The sequence below is a fragment of the Halomonas sp. DP8Y7-3 genome, assembly GCF_019801675.1.
GTDB classification, from domain to species: domain Bacteria; phylum Pseudomonadota; class Gammaproteobacteria; order Pseudomonadales; family Halomonadaceae; genus Halomonas; species Halomonas litopenaei_A.
The window spans coordinates 227,480-249,613 of record NZ_JAHVIO010000004.1 but is presented as its reverse complement, the minus strand read 5'-3'; the positions used below and the strand labels follow the sequence as shown (position 1 = coordinate 249,613).

General features: G+C 63.3%; 19 protein-coding genes. 13 read left to right on the top strand and 6 right to left on the bottom strand.

What is annotated here, in order from left to right; all coding sequences use genetic code 11:
• Nucleotides 1-51 precede the first annotated feature (51 nt).
• The 3 genes from fliD to KUV86_RS06245 form a co-directional block, all read right to left on the bottom strand.
• Nucleotides 52-1,455, bottom strand: a complete 1,404-nt coding sequence (fliD, locus tag KUV86_RS06255) for a flagellar filament capping protein FliD (RefSeq protein WP_222484119.1) — start codon at nucleotides 1,453-1,455, stop codon at nucleotides 52-54.
• Nucleotides 1,456-1,581: 126 nt separating this feature from the next.
• On the bottom strand, nucleotides 1,582-3,333 hold the full coding sequence (locus KUV86_RS06250; protein ID WP_222484118.1) for an HD domain-containing phosphohydrolase: 1,752 nt from the start codon (nucleotides 3,331-3,333) through the stop codon (nucleotides 1,582-1,584).
• 104 nt (nucleotides 3,334-3,437) lie between these two features.
• A complete protein-coding gene (locus KUV86_RS06245; protein ID WP_222484117.1) occupies nucleotides 3,438-7,424 on the bottom strand; it encodes a bifunctional diguanylate cyclase/phosphodiesterase in 3,987 nt (1,328 codons plus the stop codon).
• A 639-nt stretch (nucleotides 7,425-8,063) separates the two neighbouring features.
• Here KUV86_RS06245 and KUV86_RS06240 point away from each other — a divergent pair.
• From KUV86_RS06240 to KUV86_RS06230, 3 genes are all read left to right on the top strand, one after another.
• Nucleotides 8,064-9,770 carry a flagellin gene (locus KUV86_RS06240; RefSeq protein ID WP_222484116.1) on the top strand — a complete coding sequence of 569 codons (1,707 nt, stop codon included), beginning with the start codon at nucleotides 8,064-8,066 and terminating at the stop codon, nucleotides 9,768-9,770.
• 101 nt (nucleotides 9,771-9,871) lie between these two features.
• Nucleotides 9,872-10,072 (top strand): hypothetical protein, encoded by a 201-nt coding sequence (locus tag KUV86_RS06235; protein ID WP_222484115.1) that lies wholly within the window; start codon nucleotides 9,872-9,874, stop codon nucleotides 10,070-10,072.
• A 402-nt stretch (nucleotides 10,073-10,474) separates the two neighbouring features.
• A complete protein-coding gene (locus KUV86_RS06230) occupies nucleotides 10,475-12,250 on the top strand; it encodes an EAL domain-containing protein (RefSeq protein WP_222484114.1) in 1,776 nt (591 codons plus the stop codon).
• A gap of 157 nt (nucleotides 12,251-12,407) precedes the next feature.
• Here the strand turns inward: KUV86_RS06230 and KUV86_RS06225 are convergent, their stop codons facing one another.
• The 3 genes from KUV86_RS06225 to flgA all read right to left on the bottom strand — a co-directional run bounded on the left by KUV86_RS06225 (nucleotide 12,408) and on the right by flgA (nucleotide 14,088).
• Nucleotides 12,408-12,857 carry a flagella synthesis protein FlgN gene (locus tag KUV86_RS06225; RefSeq protein WP_206941883.1) on the bottom strand — a complete coding sequence of 150 codons (450 nt, stop codon included), beginning with the start codon at nucleotides 12,855-12,857 and terminating at the stop codon, nucleotides 12,408-12,410.
• Nucleotides 12,854-13,156: a flagellar biosynthesis anti-sigma factor FlgM gene (gene flgM / locus KUV86_RS06220; RefSeq protein ID WP_206941881.1), complete on the bottom strand. Its 303-nt coding sequence runs from the start codon at nucleotides 13,154-13,156 to the stop codon at nucleotides 12,854-12,856. The genes KUV86_RS06225 and flgM overlap by 4 nt, the downstream gene beginning before the upstream one ends.
• A gap of 152 nt (nucleotides 13,157-13,308) precedes the next feature.
• Entirely contained in the window at nucleotides 13,309-14,088 is a 780-nt protein-coding gene (gene flgA / locus KUV86_RS06215) for a flagellar basal body P-ring formation chaperone FlgA (protein ID WP_222484112.1), read from the bottom strand.
• A 40-nt stretch (nucleotides 14,089-14,128) separates the two neighbouring features.
• Between flgA and KUV86_RS06210 the strand changes: the two genes are divergently transcribed.
• The 10 genes from KUV86_RS06210 to flgJ all read left to right on the top strand — a co-directional run bounded on the left by KUV86_RS06210 (nucleotide 14,129) and on the right by flgJ (nucleotide 22,081).
• Nucleotides 14,129-14,284 carry a hypothetical protein gene (locus KUV86_RS06210; RefSeq protein ID WP_206941877.1) on the top strand — a complete coding sequence of 52 codons (156 nt, stop codon included), beginning with the start codon at nucleotides 14,129-14,131 and terminating at the stop codon, nucleotides 14,282-14,284.
• Nucleotides 14,281-14,697: a flagellar basal body rod protein FlgB gene (flgB, locus tag KUV86_RS06205; protein WP_206941875.1), complete on the top strand. Its 417-nt coding sequence runs from the start codon at nucleotides 14,281-14,283 to the stop codon at nucleotides 14,695-14,697. The genes KUV86_RS06210 and flgB overlap by 4 nt, the downstream gene beginning before the upstream one ends.
• Nucleotides 14,698-14,736: 39 nt before the next feature.
• Nucleotides 14,737-15,141, top strand: coding sequence for a flagellar basal body rod protein FlgC (gene flgC, locus KUV86_RS06200; protein ID WP_222484111.1), 405 nt, complete (start codon nucleotides 14,737-14,739; stop codon nucleotides 15,139-15,141).
• Between the two features lie 4 nt (nucleotides 15,142-15,145).
• On the top strand, nucleotides 15,146-15,841 hold the full coding sequence (flgD, locus tag KUV86_RS06195) for a flagellar hook assembly protein FlgD (RefSeq protein WP_222237835.1): 696 nt from the start codon (nucleotides 15,146-15,148) through the stop codon (nucleotides 15,839-15,841).
• A gap of 120 nt (nucleotides 15,842-15,961) precedes the next feature.
• Nucleotides 15,962-17,206: a flagellar hook protein FlgE gene (gene flgE / locus KUV86_RS06190; RefSeq protein WP_222484110.1), complete on the top strand. Its 1,245-nt coding sequence runs from the start codon at nucleotides 15,962-15,964 to the stop codon at nucleotides 17,204-17,206.
• 62 nt (nucleotides 17,207-17,268) lie between these two features.
• Entirely contained in the window at nucleotides 17,269-18,039 is a 771-nt protein-coding gene (flgF, locus tag KUV86_RS06185) for a flagellar basal-body rod protein FlgF (protein WP_222484109.1), read from the top strand.
• A gap of 60 nt (nucleotides 18,040-18,099) precedes the next feature.
• Nucleotides 18,100-18,882, top strand: coding sequence for a flagellar basal-body rod protein FlgG (gene flgG / locus KUV86_RS06180; protein ID WP_206941865.1), 783 nt, complete (start codon nucleotides 18,100-18,102; stop codon nucleotides 18,880-18,882).
• Between the two features lie 175 nt (nucleotides 18,883-19,057).
• The gene (locus tag KUV86_RS06175) at nucleotides 19,058-19,711 is read left to right on the top strand and encodes a flagellar basal body L-ring protein FlgH (protein ID WP_224851953.1); all 654 of its coding nucleotides are present in this window, start codon (nucleotides 19,058-19,060) and stop codon (nucleotides 19,709-19,711) included.
• 10 nt (nucleotides 19,712-19,721) lie between these two features.
• Nucleotides 19,722-20,861, top strand: coding sequence for a flagellar basal body P-ring protein FlgI (locus KUV86_RS06170; RefSeq protein WP_261315742.1), 1,140 nt, complete (start codon nucleotides 19,722-19,724; stop codon nucleotides 20,859-20,861).
• Nucleotides 20,861-22,081, top strand: coding sequence for a flagellar assembly peptidoglycan hydrolase FlgJ (gene flgJ / locus KUV86_RS06165; protein WP_222484107.1), 1,221 nt, complete (start codon nucleotides 20,861-20,863; stop codon nucleotides 22,079-22,081). Before KUV86_RS06170 ends, flgJ begins: the two co-directional genes overlap by 1 nt.
• Nucleotides 22,082-22,134 lie beyond the last annotated feature (53 nt).

Sequence of the window (22,134 nt, the reverse complement as noted above, 5' to 3'; positions counted from 1 at the left end):
CACTCTTCCTCTTGTCGTGGGGCTGACGACATCATCGTTGTGGACGCAACGTCATTGATTCAACTGAGCATTGAGGGCATCGAACTGCTGGGTCAGATAGCTGCTGGTCTGGTTCATGCTGGCGATCATGCTGTCCAGCTGGCCGAACTGAGTGCGGTAGCGACTGACGGTGGCATCGATGCTTTTCTCGGTGCGTTCGTACTGGCGCTCGAGGCTCTCCATGCGGGTCTCGAGGCCGCTGGTGGCATTGTCGAGCAGGCCACCGTCATCCAGGATGGCGGCCAGGGTGTCATCGAGACTGTCGGCCAGACCGACACCGTCCTCACCACCGGTGAAGAAGCTGGCAAGATCGTTGCGCTGGGTGGTGATGACCTCGTTCAGACGGTCTTCATCCAGCTCCAGGGTGCCGTCCAGCTGCAGGGTGATGCCGATATCGGTCAGGCTGCGGAATTCGCCCTGGGCGACGCCGCCCGTCAGGGTGCTGCGTAGCCGCGACTCGATGCTGCGCAGGGTGGCATCGCCCAGCAGCTCGCCGGAGGCGCCAGTCTCGGCATCGAAGCTGGTCAGGGTGCCCATGGTGCCCTTGAGCTCGTTGTAGCTCTTTACGAACCCGCTGACCGCCTCGCGCAGGGCCAGGTTGTTGTATTCGACCTTGACGGTGGTGTCGCCGGTCTCGGTCAACGACAGCTCGACCCCTTCGATGGCGTCCTTGACCGTGTTGGAGGCACTGGTGATGGCGATCCCGTTGACGCTGAGCTCGGCGTTGGCGCCGGCCACGGACTGGTGCATGCCAGCGCCGGTGTCGTCGGGGTCGGGGGTGGCGATATCGAAGGCCAGCTTGGTATCCAGATCACTGGTGACCCCGGCATCAGGGGTGAAGCTCATGGCGCTGATGGAGGCGTCCACGCCGGTCTTGCTGGTGGACAGTACCAGGCGATAAGGATTGTCGGCGTCGCCGGTATCGATGATCGAGGCGCTGACGCCGGCCTCGGCGTCATTGATGGCATCGCGCAGTCCTTCCAGGGTGCTGTCTTCCTGACTCAAGGTGATGCTGATGTCTTCGCCACCCACGGTCAGTGACAGGGTGCCGGCGCCAAGCTCGCTATCCTTGGTCGCGAAACCGTCGCTGGCCAGGCTCTGGGCCCGGGCCAGCTGGGTCACCGATACGTCGTAGCGCCCGGGGCTTGCGGCCTGGCTGGTGCTGGCAGTGATGCCTTCACCGGAGACATTGCTCGACAGGCTCTGGTAGAGCGCCGGGTCTCCCAGCTTGTCGACCGCTTCCTTGAAGCTCTCGAGCGATCCTTCCAGGGTGCCGTAGGCGGAAATCTTGGCCTCATAGCTCTGCTGCTGGGCCACGATGGGTTCCAGCTGCTTGCGTTCCGCCGCCTCGAGCTGGTCGAGCAGCCCATTGAGGTCGAGGCCGGAGCCTATGCCGAGCGATGAAATCGAGGCCATGTCGTGATTCCTGTGTAGTGTGACCAGTGTGACAGAACGCCAGAGGGCCCGTGGCTCGAACAGGCGTCCTTGTGCTTGGTATATCGTCTTATCGGCGGTGTGATTGGCAACTTGAGCCAGCCTGCATCAGGCGCCGATGATCACTTCTCCCTGAATGGCGCCGAGCGCCGCCAGGGCCTCGCCCTCGACCCGGGTCCCGTCGAGCGGGGCGCGCGGCACCTGGCTGGGGGGCTGGCCCGTCGTACGTTGCACGCAGGCCGGCCGGCCCTGGTCGTCCAGGGCCAGAATCCAGCCCAGGGAGTCATCGCTGAAGCGCACCAGGGCGCCGATCGGGTACAGGCCGAAGCGCTGGATGAAGCGCTTGACCCAGACGCTGTCGAACTTTTCAGGATGATCGAGCAGGTAGCGGTAGATCGCGGCGATACGCCAGGGCGGTCGATCCGGACGCTGGGCGCGCATGGCATCGATGGCGTCGACCACCGCGCTGGCCCGGGCCAGTTCCCGTAGATCGGCATCCTGAATGCCCAGGGGGTATCCGCTGCCGTCGAGGCGTTCATTGATCTGACAGGCCACGGCTTCGAACACCGAGGCGTTGATCCAGGCGCAGTGACTGAGTCGCTCTTTCAACCAGCCCACGTGCTGGATCAGTCGGCTGCGCTCGGCGTCACCAAAGGTCGGCGTCAGCCGCAGGGGGGCCGGCAGCAGTACCTTGCCCAGGTCATGGATCATGGCGCTGGCGGTGATGGACTTGCGCAGCTCCGCTGGCAGGCTGTCGGCCAGCAGGTCAACCAGCAGGATGGCCACCGACAGTCCATGGCGCACCGGCCAGGATTCCCGGGTCAGGAAGCGCAGCGCAAATATCAGGCCGTTGCGGTCTTCATCGTAGAGCGCCAGTAGCTGATCGGTCTGGCGAGACAGGCGCGGGCCATGGATGCAGCCTCCTTGGGCAAGCTCCAGGGCCTGGGCATGCAGGTAGCCGGCGATGCGCGACAGGCGGCGGGTCATGTCGGTGGGATAGGTTTCTGCCTCGCGTCGGCCAAGGCGAGGCCCGCGCCGCCCCTGGCTGGGCTGGAACAGCGCTGAAGGCGGTCGCCGCGAATCGACCCCCTCGGCGATACGCGCGGACTCTCGCTCGATCTCTCTCACCAGCTGCCACAGGGTGCGCTCCTGGTGGGCGCGTACAGCGGTGAAGTGAAAGCCCGCCTCGACCAGCCGACGCTCCGGATCGAAGCGGTGATGCTGGACGCAGGCCTTTAGCGTCAGCCGCGAGCCGTCAGGAAAGCCCAGCTCCAGGGGAATGGCAGCGCCGCCGTTGCCCAGCAGTGCCGCGGCGGTGTGGGGCAGATCGAGGCGACAGCCATCGATGGACAGGTCGATCAGATCACCGGAAAAGCGCTGCCCGTCACTATCGTGCAGGATCGCTTCGGCGGCCATGCCCAGGCGCAGCCTGGCCCGGAAACTGCGCCGGCGCTGCAGTCGTTCCAGCGTTTCCGGATAGGGACAGCGCCACAGCTGGCGCGGTGGCACTCCGCTGCCCCGTGGGCGAGCGGCCTCCGCGGCCTGGGCCGTTGCACTGAGTGCTGTGACGACCTCGCCCTGACTGGCTTCGAGGACTGAGGTGCGGGTGATCATGCCTTCGCAGTAGCCCATCAGTCGGAAGGGCTGCCCTTGCTTGAGGCGCCTGCCAAGATCGCCGGCGGCGGTAATATCCAGGGTGATCGACTCGCCGGGCAGCAGCTCCACCAGAACCACTGGCGCCGGAGTTCCCGCACTGTTCTCCCACACCAGTCCGGCGCCTTGCGGCCCACTCAGACAGTCCAGCAGTTGGGCCACTTCCTGGGGGTGACGGATGGTTTCGAATTCTTGTTGGTCTGCCACCTGCGGGGCTCCTCGACGACGCCTGTTCACTCGTGCACAGGTTATCGGCGGGGAGCGGTGGATCTTTAGCCGGCATATGACGCTCGCGAGGGGGCGAGAGCGTATCAGCCGGGCAAGGACTGGCGCTTGCGTGAGCGGGCCATGACCTCTCCCTGGGTGGCCAGCGGGTGCTCGCCCAGGAACTGTTCAAGCTGGTCAAAGGGCATGGGGCGTGCCAGGTGAAAGCCCTGGAAGGCATCGCAGTGATGCTGGTTAAGAAACTGCCACTGTGCCTCGTGTTCGATGCCCTCTGCCACCACCATCAAGCCCAGGTGATGGGCCATGGCGATGATGCCCTGAAGGATGGCGCCATCCTCGTGGTTGTCAGGCAGGCCTTTGACGAAGGTGCGGTCGATCTTCACTGTGCTGACCGGCAGATGCTTGAGATAGCCAAGGCTCGAGAAGCCGGTGCCAAAGTCGTCGATGGCGACTTCCACCCCCATGTCCCGCAGTGACTGGAGGGTCTCGATGGCACTGTTGGTGTCATGCATCAGGATGCCCTCGGTCAGTTCCAGGACCAGCTGCTGGGCGTCGATGCCGGTGCGATTGAGCGTGTCGCGCACGGTCTCGAGGAAGTTGGCCCGTCGGAACTGCAGGGGCGACAGGTTGATCGCCACCGCCAGGCCGCGTAGCCCTGACTCATTGAGCAGTTGCAGGTCGCTGCAGGCCCGGGTCAGGACCCAGTGGTTGATGGCGATGACCTGTCCGGTCTCCTCGGCCAGCGCAATGAAGTCCTGGGGCGGCACCTGACCGCGCACCGGATGCTCCCAGCGCAGCAGCGCCTCGACGCCGATGATCGCCCTGTGGCTGTCGAATACCGGCTGGTAGTGCAGGCGCAGCTGGTCGTTGTCGATGGCGGCCTGCAGGTCGTGACGCATGGCCACCCGCTCCGACATGCCCCAGTGAATGTCCTGGCTGAAATGCTGCAAGGCATTGCGGCCCTGGTGCTTGGCCCGATACATGGCCATGTCGGATTGTTGCAGCAGTTGCATGGGCTCCAGGGTCGAGTCGTCGGAGACCGCGATGCCGATGCTGGCGGTGATGTGCAGTTCGTGCTCGCCGACCCGGTAGGCCCGTGCCACCGTGGGCAGCAGGCGTTCGGCCAGGCTGACCGCCTGTTCCGGCTGTTCCAGGTCCGGCAGCAGCACCACGAACTCGTCACCACCAAAGCGTGCCACCGTGTCACCGGGACGCAGTGCGTCGGTCAGGCGCTGGGCCACCTGCACCAGCACCTTGTCACCGACGTCGTGGCCAAGGCTGTCGTTGATCGGCTTGAATTCGTCGAGGTCGATGAACAGTACGCCAAGGTGATGGTGCTGACGCTTGGCCAGGGCAAAGTCATGACGCAGGCGATCCTCGAACAGCGCGCGATTGGCAAGCCCGGTGAGCGCGTCATGGCTGGCGTGGTAGGCCAGGCTTTCCTCGTAGGCCTTGTGCTCGGAAATATCGTGCTGCACTCCGACAAAGTGCGTGATGTCGCCGCCGGCATCCGTCACCGGAGAAATGTACAAGTCGTTCCAGAAGGCTTCACCATTCTTGCGGTAGTTGCGCAGGGTGGCGCGCACCTCACTGCGATTGGCCAGCTGCCGACGGATGCGCTCCACCACCTGGGGGTCGCTTTCCCCCCCTTGTAGAAAACGGCAGTTGCGGCCCAGCACTTCATCTTCGGGATAGCCGGTCATGCGCATGAATGCCGGATTGGCGTAGATGATGGGGAAGTCCGGCAGGCGCGCATCGGCAATCACGATGCCGTTGATGCTGGCCTCGACGCTGCGCTGCAGGATACGCAGCTGGGTTTCCTGGGTGTGGCGCTCGGTGACGTCCTTGGCGATGCCGAAGGTGCCGCGAATGTCCCCTTCGATCATGATCGGCAGGTTGGTGATGTCCATCACCCGCTTGCCCAGTGGGGTGGTGATGTTCAGGGTGTAGTGAGTGACTTCCCCCTTGAGGGTCTTGCGCACCGCCTCTCTGACCCAGCCGCGGTCCCGGTCCTTGACGAACATGTCGTAGTGACGGCCGAGGATATCGTCCAGCGGCACGCCGGTGAGGGTCGAGCAGGTGGTGTTGGCGGCGATGAAGATGCCTTCGTGATCCAGCGAGTAGATGGCATCCGGGTTGTAGGTGAACAGCGAGCGGTAGCGCTGCTCACTCTGGATCAGAGCCTGGCGGTCCTGGTCGCGCTCCACCGCCAGGGCGATCAGCTCCAGACAGCGCTCGATCCGGCGACTGTGTGTCTCTTCCAGGGTGGCCGGCGAGTGAAAGAACAGGCTGACCACACCCAGCAGGCGGTCGTCGCTGGCGGTCACCGCGAAGGCCCAGCAGGCTTTCAGTTCGCTGTCCAGGAGACGTGGATGAATGCCGGCGCAGGTCGGGTCGTGGCTGATGTCTTCGCTGACGCGGGTGGCCCTGTCCCTGGCGGCGATGGCCCAGGTACCGAAGGTATCGCCGATGGGCGTGCGCTCCAGCAGGGGGGCAAGGTCGGCGGGTAGACCACGGCCGGCGACGAGGCTCAAGGTCTCGTGACCTTCGTCGACCGTCAGGACGGTGGCGATGGCATCCGGCAGCTGGCCTTCGACCAGTCGGCAGCAGGCTTCCAGGGTTTCCGCCAGCGGCGCCTCGCGGGCGATCATCGACTGAATGCCCTGATAGCTTTCCAGTTGGTCCTGGGTGGCGACCAGGCTATGGGTCTGCCATAGCAAGGTGCGCATCAACGACAGCGTCAGGGCCAGGCTGTAGGACATCACGAGCCCGATCAGGGTGATCAGCGCCGGCAGGCTACCGGCCAGCCACCAAGGGCTGGCCGGGCCGGGCAGGGCGCGCATGCTCAGGGTGCGCCCGTCCAGTGACAGGGAGAGTTCCGCCAGCCGCGGAATGGTGGGGTCCTTGACCTCGATGCTGTCCTGACCGAAGCCGCACCACCAGTCGCCATCGACATCCTGCATGGCCAGGATAATGGTGTCGTCAGCCACCGCAGGAGCCAGGGTCCCGGGAAGGTCGATGCAGGCAATCAGCCTGAGCTGCCCATCGGCCAGGGTTCTGACCATGCGTGCCGGTGCCGACAAGGGGTTGTCGGGAAGCTCCAGTTCAAGGCTTCCGCCAGCGGGCAGGTTCAGCGGAGTGCTGGCGTGGCAGATGGCGGGCTGGGCGCGCCGGGAGCGTTGCCACAGGCGCTCGTCGCCGCGATACAGGGACAGGCTTTCCAGGCTTTGCACATCGCGCAGGTAGAAGGTGATCATCCCGGCCAGGGTTTCCACGTCGCTGCTCTGGTCGCCGATTCGATTGGCCAGACGATCGAGCCAGCGACGATGCAGCGCCATCTGGTCGTGGCCGCGCTGTTCGATGCTGGTCAGGGTGTGTTCGGCTTCCAGCTTGACGTGGCTCTGGCGCACATGATTCAGCGATAGCCAGGCCAGGCTGCTGAGCAGCACGCCAGCGCAGGCCACCGCGACGCTGGCCCGTTGCAGGTGCAGTGGTCGTGTGGGCGGACGAGAGGCCAGCACCAGCGACGCCGGGCCAGCCAGCAGGTAGAGCAGACAGACCGCCATCGGTGAGGTGCTGCGAGTCACCTGCCAGATCTGCGGAGCTTGCCCGGGAATCAGCAGCCAGACCGTGAACAGCAGACCGATCAGCAGCAGCAGGGTGCCGGACAGGCGCCACCAGAAGCGCCCGTGACGGTGTTCCACGCCAACGATCAAGGCGACGCAGCCCGGCAGCATCGAGATGCCGGCCCAGCTGGTCATGCGCGGTCCTCCCGTCAGCAGCGAGAAGACGTCCATGGGGCCGCTAGCGACCAGGTCGTGGACGATGGCGTACAGCGCCAGCAGCAGCGTCAAGGCACCACAGAGCATGCGCCCCTTGGCGTAACCCAGCACTTGCAGCAGCACACCGCCACCGCCTGCCAGGCTGGCCAACGCGACATCCGGCACCAGCAATGGCTGGCCCCCCGGCTGAATCAGCCAGGCAGCGAGGCCTGCCGCTCCCACCATCAACATCCCGCAGGAGGCCATCAGCAGCCAGGTGTCTTCTGCTACATCACGAAGTCTGAACGGCATCCTACCTTCGACCTCCCTCGCGCCGGTGATGCGTGGCGCTCGCGTTTCCTTGGTACTGTGCTGCGTCGATACCACGCTTCCAGCATGGCAGGTGCCAGCGTTGATAGATGCCTGTGGCAGCGTCTTGCCGCCGCCATCGAAGGCAACTTCGGATCGCGGCGCACGACATGCGATGCCACCACATTCCGCGTGGTGGCATATCACCCCTCAACATACCTGAATGGCTCTGATTCGCTAACCTGTATCGACGATGCAAGGTAACGGCTGCGGCCAATCCGATCAGGAAAGGTGGACAAGAGTCCAGTATTGATCGCGCAAGAACAACCGCATCGCGCATGCCTCAGCGATTGGGCATAGGGAGGTAGGGGGGAGGCGAGAAAGGGGAGGTAGGGGAGAAAAAGGAGAAAGGTGGGGGAAAAGAAAGGGAGAGGACATCATGGTTGACCTGCCAGGCCCTACACAGTGGCGCGAGCGCTCCCCATGGAAGGCCATCGGCCGCCCCAGCGAGAAATTTTTTTGGTGTCAGCCTAAAGCTTCCGGCCAAGCCACCGATAAAAGAGGGTAACGGCCAACGGCGCCGTTGCGGCAGGCCAAGACGGTCCGCCAATGGAGCCCAACACTTTAAGGAAGGATGACACCATGTCCGTGATCAATACCAATATCACTTCCATGATCGGTCAGCAGAACCTGAACGCGTCCAAGAGCGCCCTGACCACCTCCATGGAGCGCCTGTCCTCCGGCCTGCGCATCAACAGCGCCAAGGACGACGCCGCCGGCCAGGCCATCGCCAACCGCATGAGCAGCCAGATCACCGGTCTGGCCCAGGCGCAACGTAACGCCAACGACGGTATCTCCGTCGCCCAGACCGCCGAAGGTGCGCTAAATCAGGTCAATGATAACCTGCAGCGTATCCGTGAGCTGAGTGTTCAGGCGCAAAACGATACCAACTCAGAAAACGATCTCCAATCTATCCAGGATGAGATCGGACAGCGCCTTGACGAGATAGATCGGATCTCTGGAGAGACAAATTTTAACGGAGTTAAAGTACTGTCTGAAGATCAAGGTATCAAGATCCAAGTTGGTGCAAATGACAATGAGCAGATTACAGTTAATCTGCAAGAAATTAACGCAAGAACTTTGGGTCTTGAGTCTTTTGATGTCACCAATGCGATGACAACTGAGCCTGATCTTAATCTTGGAGATGCAATTGCTACGGTTGGCGTTGAGTCTCAGACCAGTATCGCTGGAGAGACAGCTGTTACTGATTTTAGCCGTACTATTAGTCTTAATTCTGCAAACATTGCGTCTGGTGTGAATGGTACTAACGTTGGTGATGGCGATTTTTCTGACTTCGTTACGGATGACACGGGTGCTGTTTATGCGAAATATGACAACAGCACTGATCCTGTAGAGTATTTCAAGGTTGATGCAAGCAACATTGATAGCAATGGGAATATTGACCTTACCTCTGCGACTTCCGTTGCTGTGGGCAGCCTTGGTGGTGGTGCGGAAAGTTCAACTGGTGAAACTTCCATTGATTTGACTATCACTCCGAATAGTGGTGGTTTTACAGCTCCTTCTGGCGAAAGTTTTGCTTCATTCGCTGAAAATAGCAGTGGTGATCTCTTCGTCAAGACCGATGCCGGCAACTTCTATGCCTTGGATAAGGCTGACGTTGCCAATGACGGCACCTTTACGCTTGACGCTTCAGCTTCTTCCCCTGTAGCTATCCAGAATGCCAGCGACGGATCTTCCATCTCTGGAAACCTTCGTGAAATTCTTGATGATGAAGGTAATGGCACCGGGGATTATGTTGTTGAGCAGCAGGATGGAACTCTTCTTGCCGTTGAATCGTTTGATTCAGACCTCTCTTCAGGCACTGCAGGTCAGGTGACGATCCAAGAGGTTTCCTACACCGATGCAGATGGTAATCCTCAGGTACAGCTGGCGCAGGCTGGTGGTCAAGATGGTACAACTTCGTTCGTTGAAGTAGAGGGCGAGGCTTACCTTGCCAGCGATATTCAAGGGCTCAACCTGCAGGCGGACCCGGATGCTCTCGATAGCATTACGCCTGCCGAGCCCTTGGCTCAACTGGACCAGGCCCTGAGCCAAGTCGATACTCTTCGCTCTGAGTTGGGTGCTGTGCAGAACCGTTTCGAATCTGCGATTACTAATCTGAGCACCAACGAAACCAATCTGTCTGCTGCCCGTTCGCGTATCGAAGACGCCGACTACGCGGTGGAAGTGGCCAATATGACTCGCGCCCAAATCCTGCAGCAGGCCGGTACCTCCGTGCTGGCCCAGGCCAACCAGATTCCTCAGGGCGTGCTGTCCCTGCTGGGTTAATCTGAAGCTCTCGCAGCAATTCCTTGGGAAGATGGTTTTTCCCTTGGTGTGTAAAGAACCGGCACCCATGGTGGGGCCGGTTTCTTTCTTTTGGAGGTGGTATGACGGTGGATGAGCATCAGCGGGTAATCGATGAGCTTCAATCTGTCATCAATGATACCCAGCACACCCTTGATCGTTTTGAGGCTGCTTGCATGGAGGATAAAATGCCGGAGGATTACGACAGGCTACTGGCTATCCTTGATGATGCGGTGGCACAGCAGAGGGCATATACGCTGGCGATGTTGTCCAGTGTGACCTGACGTTGCCGTTGAGCTGCTTCATGCTCCGATGTATGACGACTCGACACTACCCGTCTCCTGACCTGCTCCTTCGCTAGAAGGCTCACGGTGATAAGGTGCCGGCCAGTCATCATGCCTGGTGCCAGCCGTTGGCAGACATGGCCTTCTGGGGATCATGATCTTGGGCCTACTCCATTAGGCGCATGCATCGATAGGGCGTCACGTCCTTCTTCATGCACAGCTTGCAAGTGTGATCTCACCGCTTCTCCTCTACAGCGTCTCTTTTTGCCGAATAATCGTGCAAAAACTGCCCGTCCGAGGGCTAAAGAGTGCACTTTGCCAGCCGATAATGGCTATATTAGGTAATGCGCACCGCTTACCTTTTTCTGGGCAGGGCACATGGCTAAGGATCGACGAGGAGACATGGGCCCAAGGTCGCTGTCGCAGGCAGGTGGCGGCGGCACTGTGACGCGCCACCCGTCGGTGGTGGCGGGGCTGGTATTGGACCGGGCGCCGGTCGGTATGGCACTGATTGATGCCAACGACAGGCTGGTGTGGGTCAACACGGCCCTGACGGTGCTGGCATGCCCCACCGGCGGAGAGCTGATCGGGCGTAATCTCAACGAGTTGTTTCGCCCCTTCGTCAACCTGCTGGGAGAGCGTGGCAGCTATCACACCCTGTCACCCGGTGAGGAATGGCAGCAGGCCTGGCTGCTGGTAGATGACAGCGCCAATGCTCGCCTGGGCCTGATGTCCTGTGTTTCCTTCGATCGCGACGCGGGCGAGGCAGACTCGTTGGCAGAGCCGCTAATGTGGCTGGTCACCTTTATCGACCTCAACGCTGACGCCGAGTCGGTGCTCGAGCGCCGCCATGCGGATATCGGCAGCGTGGCCAGCGCCTGGATCTTCGAAGATCGTTTGTCCCACGCCTTCGAACGTGCCGACCGGCTGGGCCAGCGCCTTGGGGTCATGCTGGTCGAGCTGCATGGTATTTCACGTTTGATGGTGGAGCATGGCGCCGAGGTGGCGTCACGTGTGTCACGCCGCGCCGGCCGCCGCCTGGTCAACACCCTGCGACGCGAAGACAGTGTGGTGCAGCTCGACCGGGAGCGCTGGGGCATCCTGCTGGAGCATCCGATGTCCCCTGAGACCCTCCAGGTGATCGCCGATCGCTGCCTGGAGGCGCTGGAACCCCCGTTTACCCTGTCCGGCTACTCGCCTGCGCTGATCGAGCCGCGCATCGGTATTGCGCTATGCCCTGAGGATGGAGAAGAGGCGGGCGAGCTGCTGGCCCATGCGGAAAAGGCGCTGGAAGAGGCGCCGTTGGGCAGCTTTGCCTTCTATGACGGCAGCCTTCAGCAGTTGATGGAAATCCAGCAGTGCTTCCGTCAGGAGCTGCAGGAAGCGCTGATGTTTCCCGACCAGCAGCTGTATCTGGTGTTTCAACCCCAGTTCGATCTGTCCTCGCGACATTGCTGCGGGCTCGAGGCGCTAGTGCGCTGGCGCCATCCCCGCCGCGGGGATATCGCCCCGGAGGAGTTTCTGGGGCTGGCGGCGGAGATGCAGCTGATCGATCGGCTGGACCGCTGGGTGTTGAAAGAGGTCATGGCCCAGCGCCGGCGTTGGCGCGAAGCAGGGCTGGTGCTGGGGGACTGGGATGTGGCGGTGAACATTCATCCCTGCCTGCTCGATCAGGTCAGCTTTGATGGCCGGGCGCTGGACCTGTATCTCCGTCAGCTGTGCAGTGCAGACAGTGGTGGCGACGAGCGTCTTGACTGGCTGAGCCTGGAGGTCGATGGCACCGGTCTGTTCGAGGTGGGCTACCGCCAGTCTCACCTGCTGCGGCGGCTGGTGGCGCTGGGCATACGACTGGGGGTGGACCGGCTGGGCCAGTCCCCGGTCGACCTGTTCGGCATGGCCTCGCTGCCGGTCTCCCTCGGCAAGCTGGGGCCCGATACCCTGCGCGCGCTGGCCGAACCCTCATCGAGTGCACGCCAGAGCGTCGCGGCGCTGATTCGCTGCTTCGAGACCCTGGAGTTCACCGCGGTGGCCGTTGGAGTAGAAACCGCCAGCCAGCTCGAAACGGTACGAGCGCTGGGGCTGATGCGGGCTCAGGGGCATTTGCTGGGGGCGCCGCTGGAAGCTCACGCCTTGCTGGCATGGGTGGCGGCGGGAGCGAGGCCGGCGGCACCGCTGTAGTGAAATGAATCAAATGAGTCATATAAGTCACATGGCCACTGCCCGGCTGTCGGCGCTGGCTGGGCAGCCGCAGTGTGGGTAACAGCAGTATGGGTAACCGCGGTGTGAGTCACTGACGTGTGGAAAACTGCAGTGGCTGGCTAAGGATTGCCGCGGCTCAGGCCGAGACGTTCAGGCGCGAGGGTTGCAGGCGGGTACGCCCGTCTGGCCGATAGACGCTGGCGTTGGCGATGCGGTGAATTTCGTCGAGCATCTGTTGGTTGTGCTGCATACGCAGGCCGAGCAATTCCCCGCAGCGCAGGTTGGCGCGGGAGACGTCCCTGGCCATCGCCATGGTGGAGTCCCACTGCGCGATACAACCTGCATCCATGGCGGCCTGGCGCGCTCCCTCGCGGTCGTCGGCGTAGCCCAGGCGGCACTGCACCTGGCGACGTCGCGCCTCGGTCTCGGCAAGTTGCTGCTGAATCTCCGACTTGCGCGTGGCCAAGCCTACCAGGGCCTCGGTGTCGACCTGGCCTTGCACCAGGCACTCCTGCTCCTGCTGCAGCAGTCCCAGCAGATCGCTCAGGCGGATGTGTTGCTGATCCAGCAGGCGGGTGAGGCTCATGACGGATCGCGTCCGTTGCCGGCCGCCGGCTCGTCCAGCATGCTGCGAATACTGTCGATCAGCCCGTCGGCGATCCGCTCCGGATTGATCTCCAGGCGACCTTCACGAATGGCGTCGCGAATCTCTTCTACCCGTGCCATGTCGATGTCCTGGCTGGCATCGGCCGCCGGACGGCTGAGGTGGGTCTGGGCGCCGGCTTCCGCCGATGACGAGGTGCCAGCGGGCGTCGGTTTTTCGCTCTGCTGAGGCCCTTCGCTCTGGGCGGGGCGGGTCAGCGGCTGTTGCGAATCGATTTTCACGGGCATGGCCTCACAAGATTGGCGCTAGAAGCAGGCGCGGCTGTCGTGCCTGACTCGGTAACTAGAAAGGGTATCGGCAGCGCTGCGCCAAACTTTAGGCCAGCAGGGTCTGGATGACCAGTGGTGGGCGCTGCAAGCATGAAGGCAAGCGGCTAGAAGGCCACGGCCAAGCGTCCGCGATCGACCACCCTGGCCTCGAGCACCTGGCGCCGATCCACTCTGACGCGCACCCTGTCCCCCATTCCTCCAGCCTCCAGGGCTTCGCCTTGGCGGCTAATGCGAAAGCCGCGTCCGCTGGCTTCCACCGCGACCTGTTCGCCTCGTCTGACGAGTTTCGGAGCGCTGAGCTGGTGGCTGGCCAGGGCCTGCCCCTGTCGGATGCCGCGCCGGGCGACCTGGCCGATGGCGCTGGCAGGGTCGCTCAATGCCTGGGAGGACAGCCGGGCCAGGTCGACCCGCTCACGGCTCAGCATGTCGTCGCTCAGACGTTCCCCGGGAGCAATATCGCGAGCCGCCACCAGCTGCCAGCCCATGCGGGTGATGTCAGCCTGCAGATAGCGCGTGCGGTGCGACTCCCCGGCGCAGCGCAGCCCGACCGAGACCCGTCCGACCAGGCGCGTATCAGCGCGAGGCAGAAAGGGCTCTGCTGCCTGGCAGTCCGTCAGGTCTGCCGCCGGTGCAAAGACCTCGATCTGCAGGTCTTGTGGCGAGGCGCCGTCGGCCAGCGCCTGTTCGAACAGAAACCCCTCGACCCGATCAAGCAACGCGGTGTGCTGCGGTTCATCCGCGGCCTGTGCTGTGCAGGCAATGGTCAGCAGGGAGGTGGCCGGCAGGAAAATGACCAGTAGCAGTCGCGCCAGTGGCGCAAGGCTTGAGCGTCGCTGCGGGTCCAGCAAGGAAATGGTCTTTAGGCGCTGCGAACGCTGTGGCATGGCGGGTACCTGTCGCCGAAAACATGGCCTGGGATGGCGTATGGCACACCAGTCTAGCCTTGGCGCGGCGCCGGTATGGATCGAAATGGGCACGCTTATGACGGCTGTTCACGGCTTTGTGCTGACACCGGGCTGGGTATTCTTCATCGTCGAAACCTTTGTCTTTGTTCCCTGCCTACGGAGCGCACTGGGATGATCGATCAGCTCGAAGCCTCTCTGGCCTTTCATCAGCAGGCCTTGTCGCTGCGACAGGAGCGCCAGAAGGTGCTGGCCAGCAATATCGCCAATGCGGATACCCCTGGCTACAAGGCCCGCGACATGGATTTCGCCCAGGCGCTGGAATCCGCTACCCGCGGCATGTCCCAGCCGGGGCTGGCGCTGTCGCGGACCTCTGGCCATCACCTGTCGGGGCACGGCAGCGCGCTGTCCCTGGGCGGCAGTGAACTCAAGTATCGCGTGCCGGAACAGGCAAGCCTCGATGGCAACACCGTGGACATGGATCGTGAGCGGGCGGCGTTTACCGACAACTCGGTGCGCTATCAGGCTGCGCTGACCATCCTCAACAGCCGCATCCAGGGCCTCAAGCAGGCCATGCAGCCAGAGCAATAAGCCCAGGCCACCATTTATTCCACGCAGGGAGAGCGCTCCATGTCGATGTTCTCGATCTTTGATATTTCCGCCTCGGCGATGAGCGCCCAGGCTCAGCGCATGAACGTCACCGCCAGCAATATGGCCAACGCCGACAGCGTGTCCGGCCCCGACGGCGAGGCCTACCGAGCGCGTCAGGCGGTGTTTGAATCGCGCGCCGCCAGCGACGGCATCGGCGGTGTGGCGGTGCGCGAGGTGGTCGAGGATCCCTCTCCGCTGCGTCAGGAGTACCGCCCCGAGCACCCGCTGGCGGACGATGCCGGCTACGTGTCGATGCCCAACGTCGACCCGGTGGGCGAGATGGTCAACATGATCTCCGCCTCCCGCTCCTATCAAGCCAACGTCGAGGTCATGAACACCAGCAAGCAGCTGATGCTCAAGACGCTGACCCTGGGCGAGGGCTGAGCCGATGGCCACTACCATTGATCCCAGCGTCTATAACGCCGTCAATGCCGCGACCGCTCAGGCCAGCTCCAAGCAGGCCTCCGATGAGCTCGGCGACAACTTCATGACGATGCTGGTGACGCAGCTGCAGAACCAGGATCCGCTCAACCCCATGGATAACAGCGAGATGACCTCGCAGCTGGCCCAGATCAATACCGTATCCGGCATCGAGGATCTCAACGAGACCATGTCGTCGATCACCGGCCAGATCAATGCCGGCCAGGCGCTGCAGGCGACCTCGCTGATCGGCAAGGGCGTGCTGGTGCCCGGAGATCGCATCGTCATGGCCCACAACGACGACGGCACACCGGTATCCACGCCCTTTGGTGTCGAGCTGGATAGTCCCGCTGCCGAGGTCAAGGTGACCATCACCAACGAGTCCGGTGAAGTCATCAACAGCTACAACCTGGGCCCGGCATCGGCGGGGAGCGAGTCGTTCCAGTGGGATGGCATGACCGCGGACGGTGTGGCCGCCCCTGAAGGTGCCTATCGCGTCAGCATCGATGCCACCGGTGTCGAGGGTGAGGCGCTGTCGGTCACCGCCTTGAACTATGCCCAGGTGGGGGGTGTGTCCCCGGCCACGGACAGCGGCCAGGTCATGCTCGACCTTGGCGCGGTCTACGGCCAGGTGGCGCTCAATGATATTCGCCAGATTCTGTAGGGCGAGTCGAGAGGTCGCTGGCGACGTCCAGGCTGTGCCGACGAGGCTGCCGTGCGCCGCTGAAGGTCGAGAACATGATCGTCGAATCATCGACGCAGGGAACTATCTAAGGAGTGTGACATGGGCTTTTCACAAGCGCTTAGCGGCCTGAATGCCGCCGCCGACAGCCTGGATGTGCTGGGCAACAACATCGCCAACTCGCAGACCGTGGGCTACAAGAGCGGCAGCGCCCAGTTCGCCGACGTCTTCGCCAATTCCCAGATCGGCCTGGGCACCAAGGTCTCCACGGTGCTGCAGGACTTCAGCGGCGGCAACCTGGAATCCACCAATCGTCCTCTGGACCTGGGCATCAGCGGCGATGGCTTCTTTCGCATGGAGCAGAACGGTCAGGTGGTGTACAGCCGCAATGGCCAGCTGACGATGACCCCGGATGGTTACCTGCAAAATGCCCAGGGCGCCCGCATCATGGGCTACGGCGTCAACGCTGCCGGTCAGGTGCAGGTCGGTGGACAGCCCGAAGTACTGCAGATCGAGGCCGACGAGATGCCGGCCAGCGCCACCACCGAGGTGGCCACCACCTTCAATCTGGACTCGCGCAAGGAAGTGGGCGCCGACACCAACAGCGTGACCCTGGCCGGGTCTGGTGGCGCCACCAACGTGCCGGTGGCGTATCACTACTCCAACAACTTCACCGCCTATGATTCGCTGGGCAACCCGCGCAACGTGACGGTCTACTACGAGAAGACCGGGCCGAATACCTGGACGGGCACCATGGCGATGGACGGCAAGGTGCTGATGGATGGGGCCGATCCCAAGGCTCTAGATATGAAGTTTGACGCCAACGGCTTGCTCAGTGAGCCGGACCCAGCAAGCTTTTCTTTGGTTTTTGATGCCGCTGACTACTTTGATGGTGCTGCTGCGGAAATGAAGCTCGACTTCGATATCTCCGGCTCCACCCAGTTCGGTAACAGCGCCAGCACCACGGCACTGAACCAGAACGGCTATACCTCCGGCGCCCTGGTCGGTATCAGCATCCAGGACGACGGCACCGTGGTGCGCAGCTACTCCAACGAGCAGACCCGTCCGGCCGGTCAGATCGCTCTGGCCAACTTCCGTAATCCGGAAGGCCTGTCCCCTGCCGGTGACAACACCTGGGCGGCGACGGACGCCTCTGGCCAGGAGCTGGTAGGCGCACCGGGCACCGGCCTGCTGGGGGGCATCCAGTCCGGCGCCATCGAAACGTCCAACGTCGACATGGCCAAGGAGCTGGTCAGCATGATCGTCACCCAGCGGGCGTATCAGGCCAACTCCCAGACCATCAAGACCCAGGACGAAGTGCTGCAGACCGCCATCAACCTGCGCTGATGATGACCGCCCCGGCCGCTGCCGCAGGCAGTGGCCTCCCAGACGCCCCAGAGGGATAGCCGATGGATCGCATGCTCTATACCGCCATGAGTGGCGCCCGCCAGACCATGGAACAGCAGTCGGTGGTCAGCCACAACCTGGCCAATGCCTCCACCTCCGGGTTTCGGGCCCAGCTGCATGCCATGCGCGCGGTGCCGGTGGAAGGCGAAGCGCGTCTAGACACTCGGGTCTCTACCGCCGCCACCACGCCAGGCACCGACTTCACGCCAGGCGCGATTACCCGCACAGGGCGCACCCTGGACCTGGCCATCGACGGTGACGGCTTTCTGGCCGTGCAAGGTGATGATGGCGGCGAGGCCTACACCCGTCGGGGAGACCTGCAGGTCGATGCCAATGGCCTGCTGACGTCGATGGGGCGTCCGGTGATCGGCGAGGGCGGCCCGATTCAGATCCCGCTGGAGGCCGAGCTGTTTGTCGGCGCCGACGGCACCCTGAGTGCCATCGGCATGGGCCAGGACCCGGACGCCCTGGCGGAAGTGGGTCGACTCAAGCTGGTCGCTCCCGAGCCTGGCGAGCTGGAGCGTGGCGAGCTGGAGCGTGGCGCAGACGGGCTGTTTCGTGCGATGGGCGCCAATGGCCAGCCGGCTGAGCTGCCGGCGGCGGAGCAGGTCACGGTGGTCAGCGGAGCCCTGGAAGGCAGCAACGTCAATCCGGTGGAGGCCATGGTCTCGATGATCGATGTGGCGCGCCGCTATGAGCTGCAGACCAAGATGATCTCGAGCGCTGACGAAAACGCCCAGAAGGCCAACGGCCTGCTGTCGCTGAACGGCTGATACCACGGCCCCTGAATACAGGCCGGCGCTGGCAAGGCCCGGCACGAGGAGAGAAGCACCATGATCAAGTCGCTGTGGACGGCCAAGACCGGACTCGAATCGCAGCAGGTCCAGCTGGACGTGATTTCCAACAACCTGGCCAACGTCTCGACCAACGGGTTCAAGCAGTCCCGCGCCGTGTTCGAGGACCTGCTGTACCAGAACATGCGTCAGCCGGGGGCCCAGAACAACGTCCAGGATCGCCTGCCGTCCGGCATGCAGATCGGTTCCGGTGTGCGCCCGGTAGCTACCGAACGGCTGCATACCCAGGGTGGCCTGGAGTCGACCGAGAACTCCCGGGACCTGGCGATCAACGGCAAGGGGTTCTTCCAGGTACTGATGCCTGATGGCACCACCGCCTTTACCCGCGACGGCAGCTTCCAGCTCGACGAGAACGGCCAGATGGTGACCGCCAATGGCTATCCGCTGGAGCCGGCCATCATCATTCCTGACAACGCCCTGTCCGTGGACATCGGCGAGGACGGCATCGTCTCGGTGACCCAGCCTGGCACCAGTGAGTCCGACGAGGTCGGCCAGATCACCATCTCGACCTTCGTCAACGCCACTGGGCTTCAGTCCATCGGCGGCAACCTGTACGTGGAGACCAGCTCCTCGGGGCCGCGCAATGAGCTGATGCCCGGCATGAACGGTGCCGGTCGCTTGCTGCAGGGCTACGTCGAGACGTCCAACGTCAACGTGGTGGAAGAGATGGTCAGCATGATCGAGACCCAGCGCGCCTACGAGATCAATTCCAAGGCGGTGCAGACCAGCGACGAGATGCTGGCGCGCCTGGCGCAGCTGTGATCTCGGCCTGTCACTGACACGCCCCTGACCATCGATGTGCTGACACCCTGAATCACGTCCCCTGATAGCGCTGGAGCCGGCCATGTACGCTGACACTCACTCTTCCCTGCGGCAGCCACGTACTGGCGTTGATGGGGGCTCTCATGCGGTGCTGGGGCCAGCGCTGCGCCTGCTGATGCTGGCCCTGGCGCTGGCCGTGCTGGCGCTATCGGGCTGTGCCCAGATTCCTCATGCCTCGGTGGTCGGCGAGCAAGAGCAGATCGAGATCCCCGACCGCCCGTTGCCGGTGGCCAACGGCTCGATCTTCCAGAAGGCACGAGGCTACCAGCCGCTGTTCGAGGATCGTCGTCCGCGCAGCGTTGGCGACATCCTGACCATCGTGCTGGATGAAGAGGTCAGCGCCAGCAAGAACTCTCGCTCCAACGCTGATCGTGACGGCAGCTCCAGCCTGACCTTCTCCCAGGTGCCGGATGGCCTGGAAGACCTGCTGGACTATGGCTTCGAGATCGACGGTGACTCGGACTTTGCTGGCGGCGGCGGCTCCCAGGCCAACAACTCCTTTACCGGCACCATCACCGTATCGGTGATCGAAGTGATGAACAACGGCAACCTGAGAGTGCGCGGCGAGAAGCAGATCGCCATCAACCAGGGTACCGAGTTCATTCGCTTCGGTGGCGTCGTCAATCCGCGCTTCATCACCACCCAGAACACCGTGCCCTCCACGGCGGTGGCCGATGCCCGTATCGAGTACGTCGGCAATGGCTATATCAACGAGGCCCAGCACATGGGCTGGATGCAGCGCTTCTTCCTGAACGTTTCTCCCTTCTAGGCCTGGCATCATGAGACATCCCGTTTCCCGTCGCCCCATCCTGACCCTCGGCAGTCTGATGCTGGTGCTGCTGATCGGCCTGAGCGCCTGGTCGTCCCTGGCCCGCGCCGAGCAGGTCCGCGACCTGGCCACCTTTGCCGGTGTGCGCGACAACCAGCTGGTGGGGTATGGCCTGGTGGTGGGGCTGGATGGCACCGGCGACCAGACCATGCAGGCGCCGTTCACCGGCCAGAGTCTCAACAACATGCTGTCCCAGCTGGGTATCACGGTGCCGCCGGGGACCAACATGCAGTTGCGCAACGTGGCAGCGGTGATGGTGACCGCCGACCTGCCGCCCTTTGCTCAGCCGGGACATCGCCTGGATGTGGTGGTCTCGTCGATCGGTAATGCGCGGAGCCTGCGCGGCGGCAGCCTGCTGATGACCCCGCTGAAGGGGGCCGATGGAGACGTCTACGCGCTGGCCCAGGGCAATCTGCTGATCAACGGCGCCGGCGCGCAGTCCGCCGGTTCCAGTGTGCAGATCAGCCACCAGGCCGCGGGTCGTATCGCCGGTGGTGCGATGGTCGAGCAGACCGTGCCGCTGTCGCTGGGCAGCCGCGACGGGGTGCTCGAACTGCAGCTCAACCAGGCCGACTTCGGCACCGCCGAGCGCATGGTGCAAGCCATCAATGACGAGTTCGACTACCCGGTGGCGTCAGCGCGCAACGGCGGAGTGATCGCGCTGAATGGGCCGACCAACGCCAACTCCCGGGTCAACTTCATGGCCAGGGTCGAGAGTGTGGAGCTGACGCCAATGCCGGCCCGAGCCAGGGTGGTGTTGAATTCGCGGACCGGCTCCATCGTGCTCAATGGCAGCGTGACCCTGAAGCGGGCAGCGGTCGCCCACGGCAACCTGTCGATCGTCATCGATACCGCCTTTGGCGTCAGCCAGCCTACGCCCTTCAGCGAGACCGGCAATACCGCGGTCGTGCCGGACTCCGACATCACCATCAACGAGGAGCAGGGCACCCTGCAGATCGTTGAGGGGGCGAGTCTGCTGGACGTGGTGGACGCGCTGAATGCGCTGGGTGCGACCCCCAATGACCTGATGTCGATCCTGGAAGCGCTCAAGGCGGCAGGATCACTCAGAGCGGAGCTGGAGATCATCTGATGGCCATATCCGATCTGTCGTCGAGCCTTCCGCTGGGTCTGTCCGGGTCTGCGCTGGCAGGCGCCAGCCGTGCTACGGGCAGTGTGGGGCAAGCGGGCTTCGCGCTGGACATGCAGGGACTGTCGCGACTGAAGACCAGTGCGCGCCAGCAGGATCCGGCTGCCGCCGCTGAAGCGGCGCGCCAGTTCGAGGCGATGTTCATCAACATGATGATGAAGAGCATGCGCGATGCGGTGCCGAGCAGCGGCCTGACTGAATCCCGCCAGACCCAGTATTACCAGTCCTTGCTCGACCAGCAGTGGTCGCAGACCATGGCCAGCCGTGGCATCGGCCTGGCGGATCAGCTGCTGCAGCAGCTGCGTGGGCCCCAGCCAAGCAGCGAAGAACAGCGCTCGGAGGTGGAGGCGTTGATCGCCGGGATACCGCGCGGTACCCCGCGTCCGCTGTCCAATGCATTAAGAAGCGACGCTCCGGCCGCTGATGAGGTCGAGATGCCCGCCAGCTTCCTGGATGAACTGGGCGCCGTTACCGCGGGGCTGGATCGGCAGGCAGCGGATGCCCAGATCAGTGGCCGCGAGGCACGCGACACACCGGCCCATGTCCAGGCCTTCCTCGACAAGCTGGCCGCGCCTGCCCAGGCGGCCAGTCAGGCCTCAGGCGTGCCGGCAGAGTTGATTCTGGCGCAGGCGGCCCTGGAAACCGGGTGGGGGCGTCATGAGATCGCCACCGCCGACGGCGGCAACAGCCACAACCTGTTCGGCATCAAGGCCGGTAGTCGCTGGGAGGGCCCCACGACCCGGATCACCACCCACGAGGTGGAGCAGGGGCAGCGCCTGCGCATTCGCGATGATTTCCGTGTCTACGGCTCCTTCGAGGAAGCCTTTACCGACTACGCCCGCTTGATCAGCGATAACCCGCGTTACGCCGCTGTGACCACGGCCCCCGATGCGGAAGCGGCCGCCCACGCGCTGCAGCAGGGGGGCTACGCCACCGACCCGGCCTATGCCGCCAAGCTGATTGCGGTCATGCATACCTTCGGTCCGCTGAGTGATGCTCCCGCGGCGACCCAGGTGGCCGCCGTCGAGCGGGCCAGCGCTGACGCGAGCACCCGCCAGGCCAGTGATAGTCAGGATAGTCAGGCAAGCGTCAGCCAGGCAAGCGACAGCGGAGACTGGCTGGCACGGGCGGATATTGCGACGAACCCTACCCGCGTCTTCTAGACCCGCAGCACAGCAACGGACGAAATGGTGCTGTCGGCCTCAAGCCTGAAGCG

Coding starts and splice junctions, on each gene's coding strand:
- fliD (WP_222484119.1), bottom strand. CDS start 1,455: ATGGCCTCGATTTCATCGCTCGGCATAGGCTCCGGCCTCGACCTCAAT.
- KUV86_RS06245 (WP_222484117.1), bottom strand. CDS start 7,424: ATGCCGTTCAGACTTCGTGATGTAGCAGAAGACACCTGGCTGCTGATG.
- KUV86_RS06175 (WP_224851953.1), top strand. CDS start 19,058: ATGCTGGCCCTGGCGCTGGCCGTGCTGGCGCTATCGGGCTGTGCCCAG.
- flgF (WP_222484109.1), top strand. CDS start 17,269: ATGGATCGCATGCTCTATACCGCCATGAGTGGCGCCCGCCAGACCATG.
- flgD (WP_222237835.1), top strand. CDS start 15,146: ATGGCCACTACCATTGATCCCAGCGTCTATAACGCCGTCAATGCCGCG.
- KUV86_RS06225 (WP_206941883.1), bottom strand. CDS start 12,857: ATGAGCCTCACCCGCCTGCTGGATCAGCAACACATCCGCCTGAGCGAT.
- flgB (WP_206941875.1), top strand. CDS start 14,281: ATGATCGATCAGCTCGAAGCCTCTCTGGCCTTTCATCAGCAGGCCTTG.
- KUV86_RS06235 (WP_222484115.1), top strand. CDS start 9,872: ATGACGGTGGATGAGCATCAGCGGGTAATCGATGAGCTTCAATCTGTC.
- KUV86_RS06170 (WP_261315742.1), top strand. CDS start 19,722: ATGAGACATCCCGTTTCCCGTCGCCCCATCCTGACCCTCGGCAGTCTG.
- KUV86_RS06230 (WP_222484114.1), top strand. CDS start 10,475: ATGGGCCCAAGGTCGCTGTCGCAGGCAGGTGGCGGCGGCACTGTGACG.
- KUV86_RS06210 (WP_206941877.1), top strand. CDS start 14,129: ATGGCACACCAGTCTAGCCTTGGCGCGGCGCCGGTATGGATCGAAATG.
- flgG (WP_206941865.1), top strand. CDS start 18,100: ATGATCAAGTCGCTGTGGACGGCCAAGACCGGACTCGAATCGCAGCAG.
- flgE (WP_222484110.1), top strand. CDS start 15,962: ATGGGCTTTTCACAAGCGCTTAGCGGCCTGAATGCCGCCGCCGACAGC.
- KUV86_RS06240 (WP_222484116.1), top strand. CDS start 8,064: ATGTCCGTGATCAATACCAATATCACTTCCATGATCGGTCAGCAGAAC.
- flgA (WP_222484112.1), bottom strand. CDS start 14,088: ATGCCACAGCGTTCGCAGCGCCTAAAGACCATTTCCTTGCTGGACCCG.
- flgC (WP_222484111.1), top strand. CDS start 14,737: ATGTCGATGTTCTCGATCTTTGATATTTCCGCCTCGGCGATGAGCGCC.
- flgJ (WP_222484107.1), top strand. CDS start 20,861: ATGGCCATATCCGATCTGTCGTCGAGCCTTCCGCTGGGTCTGTCCGGG.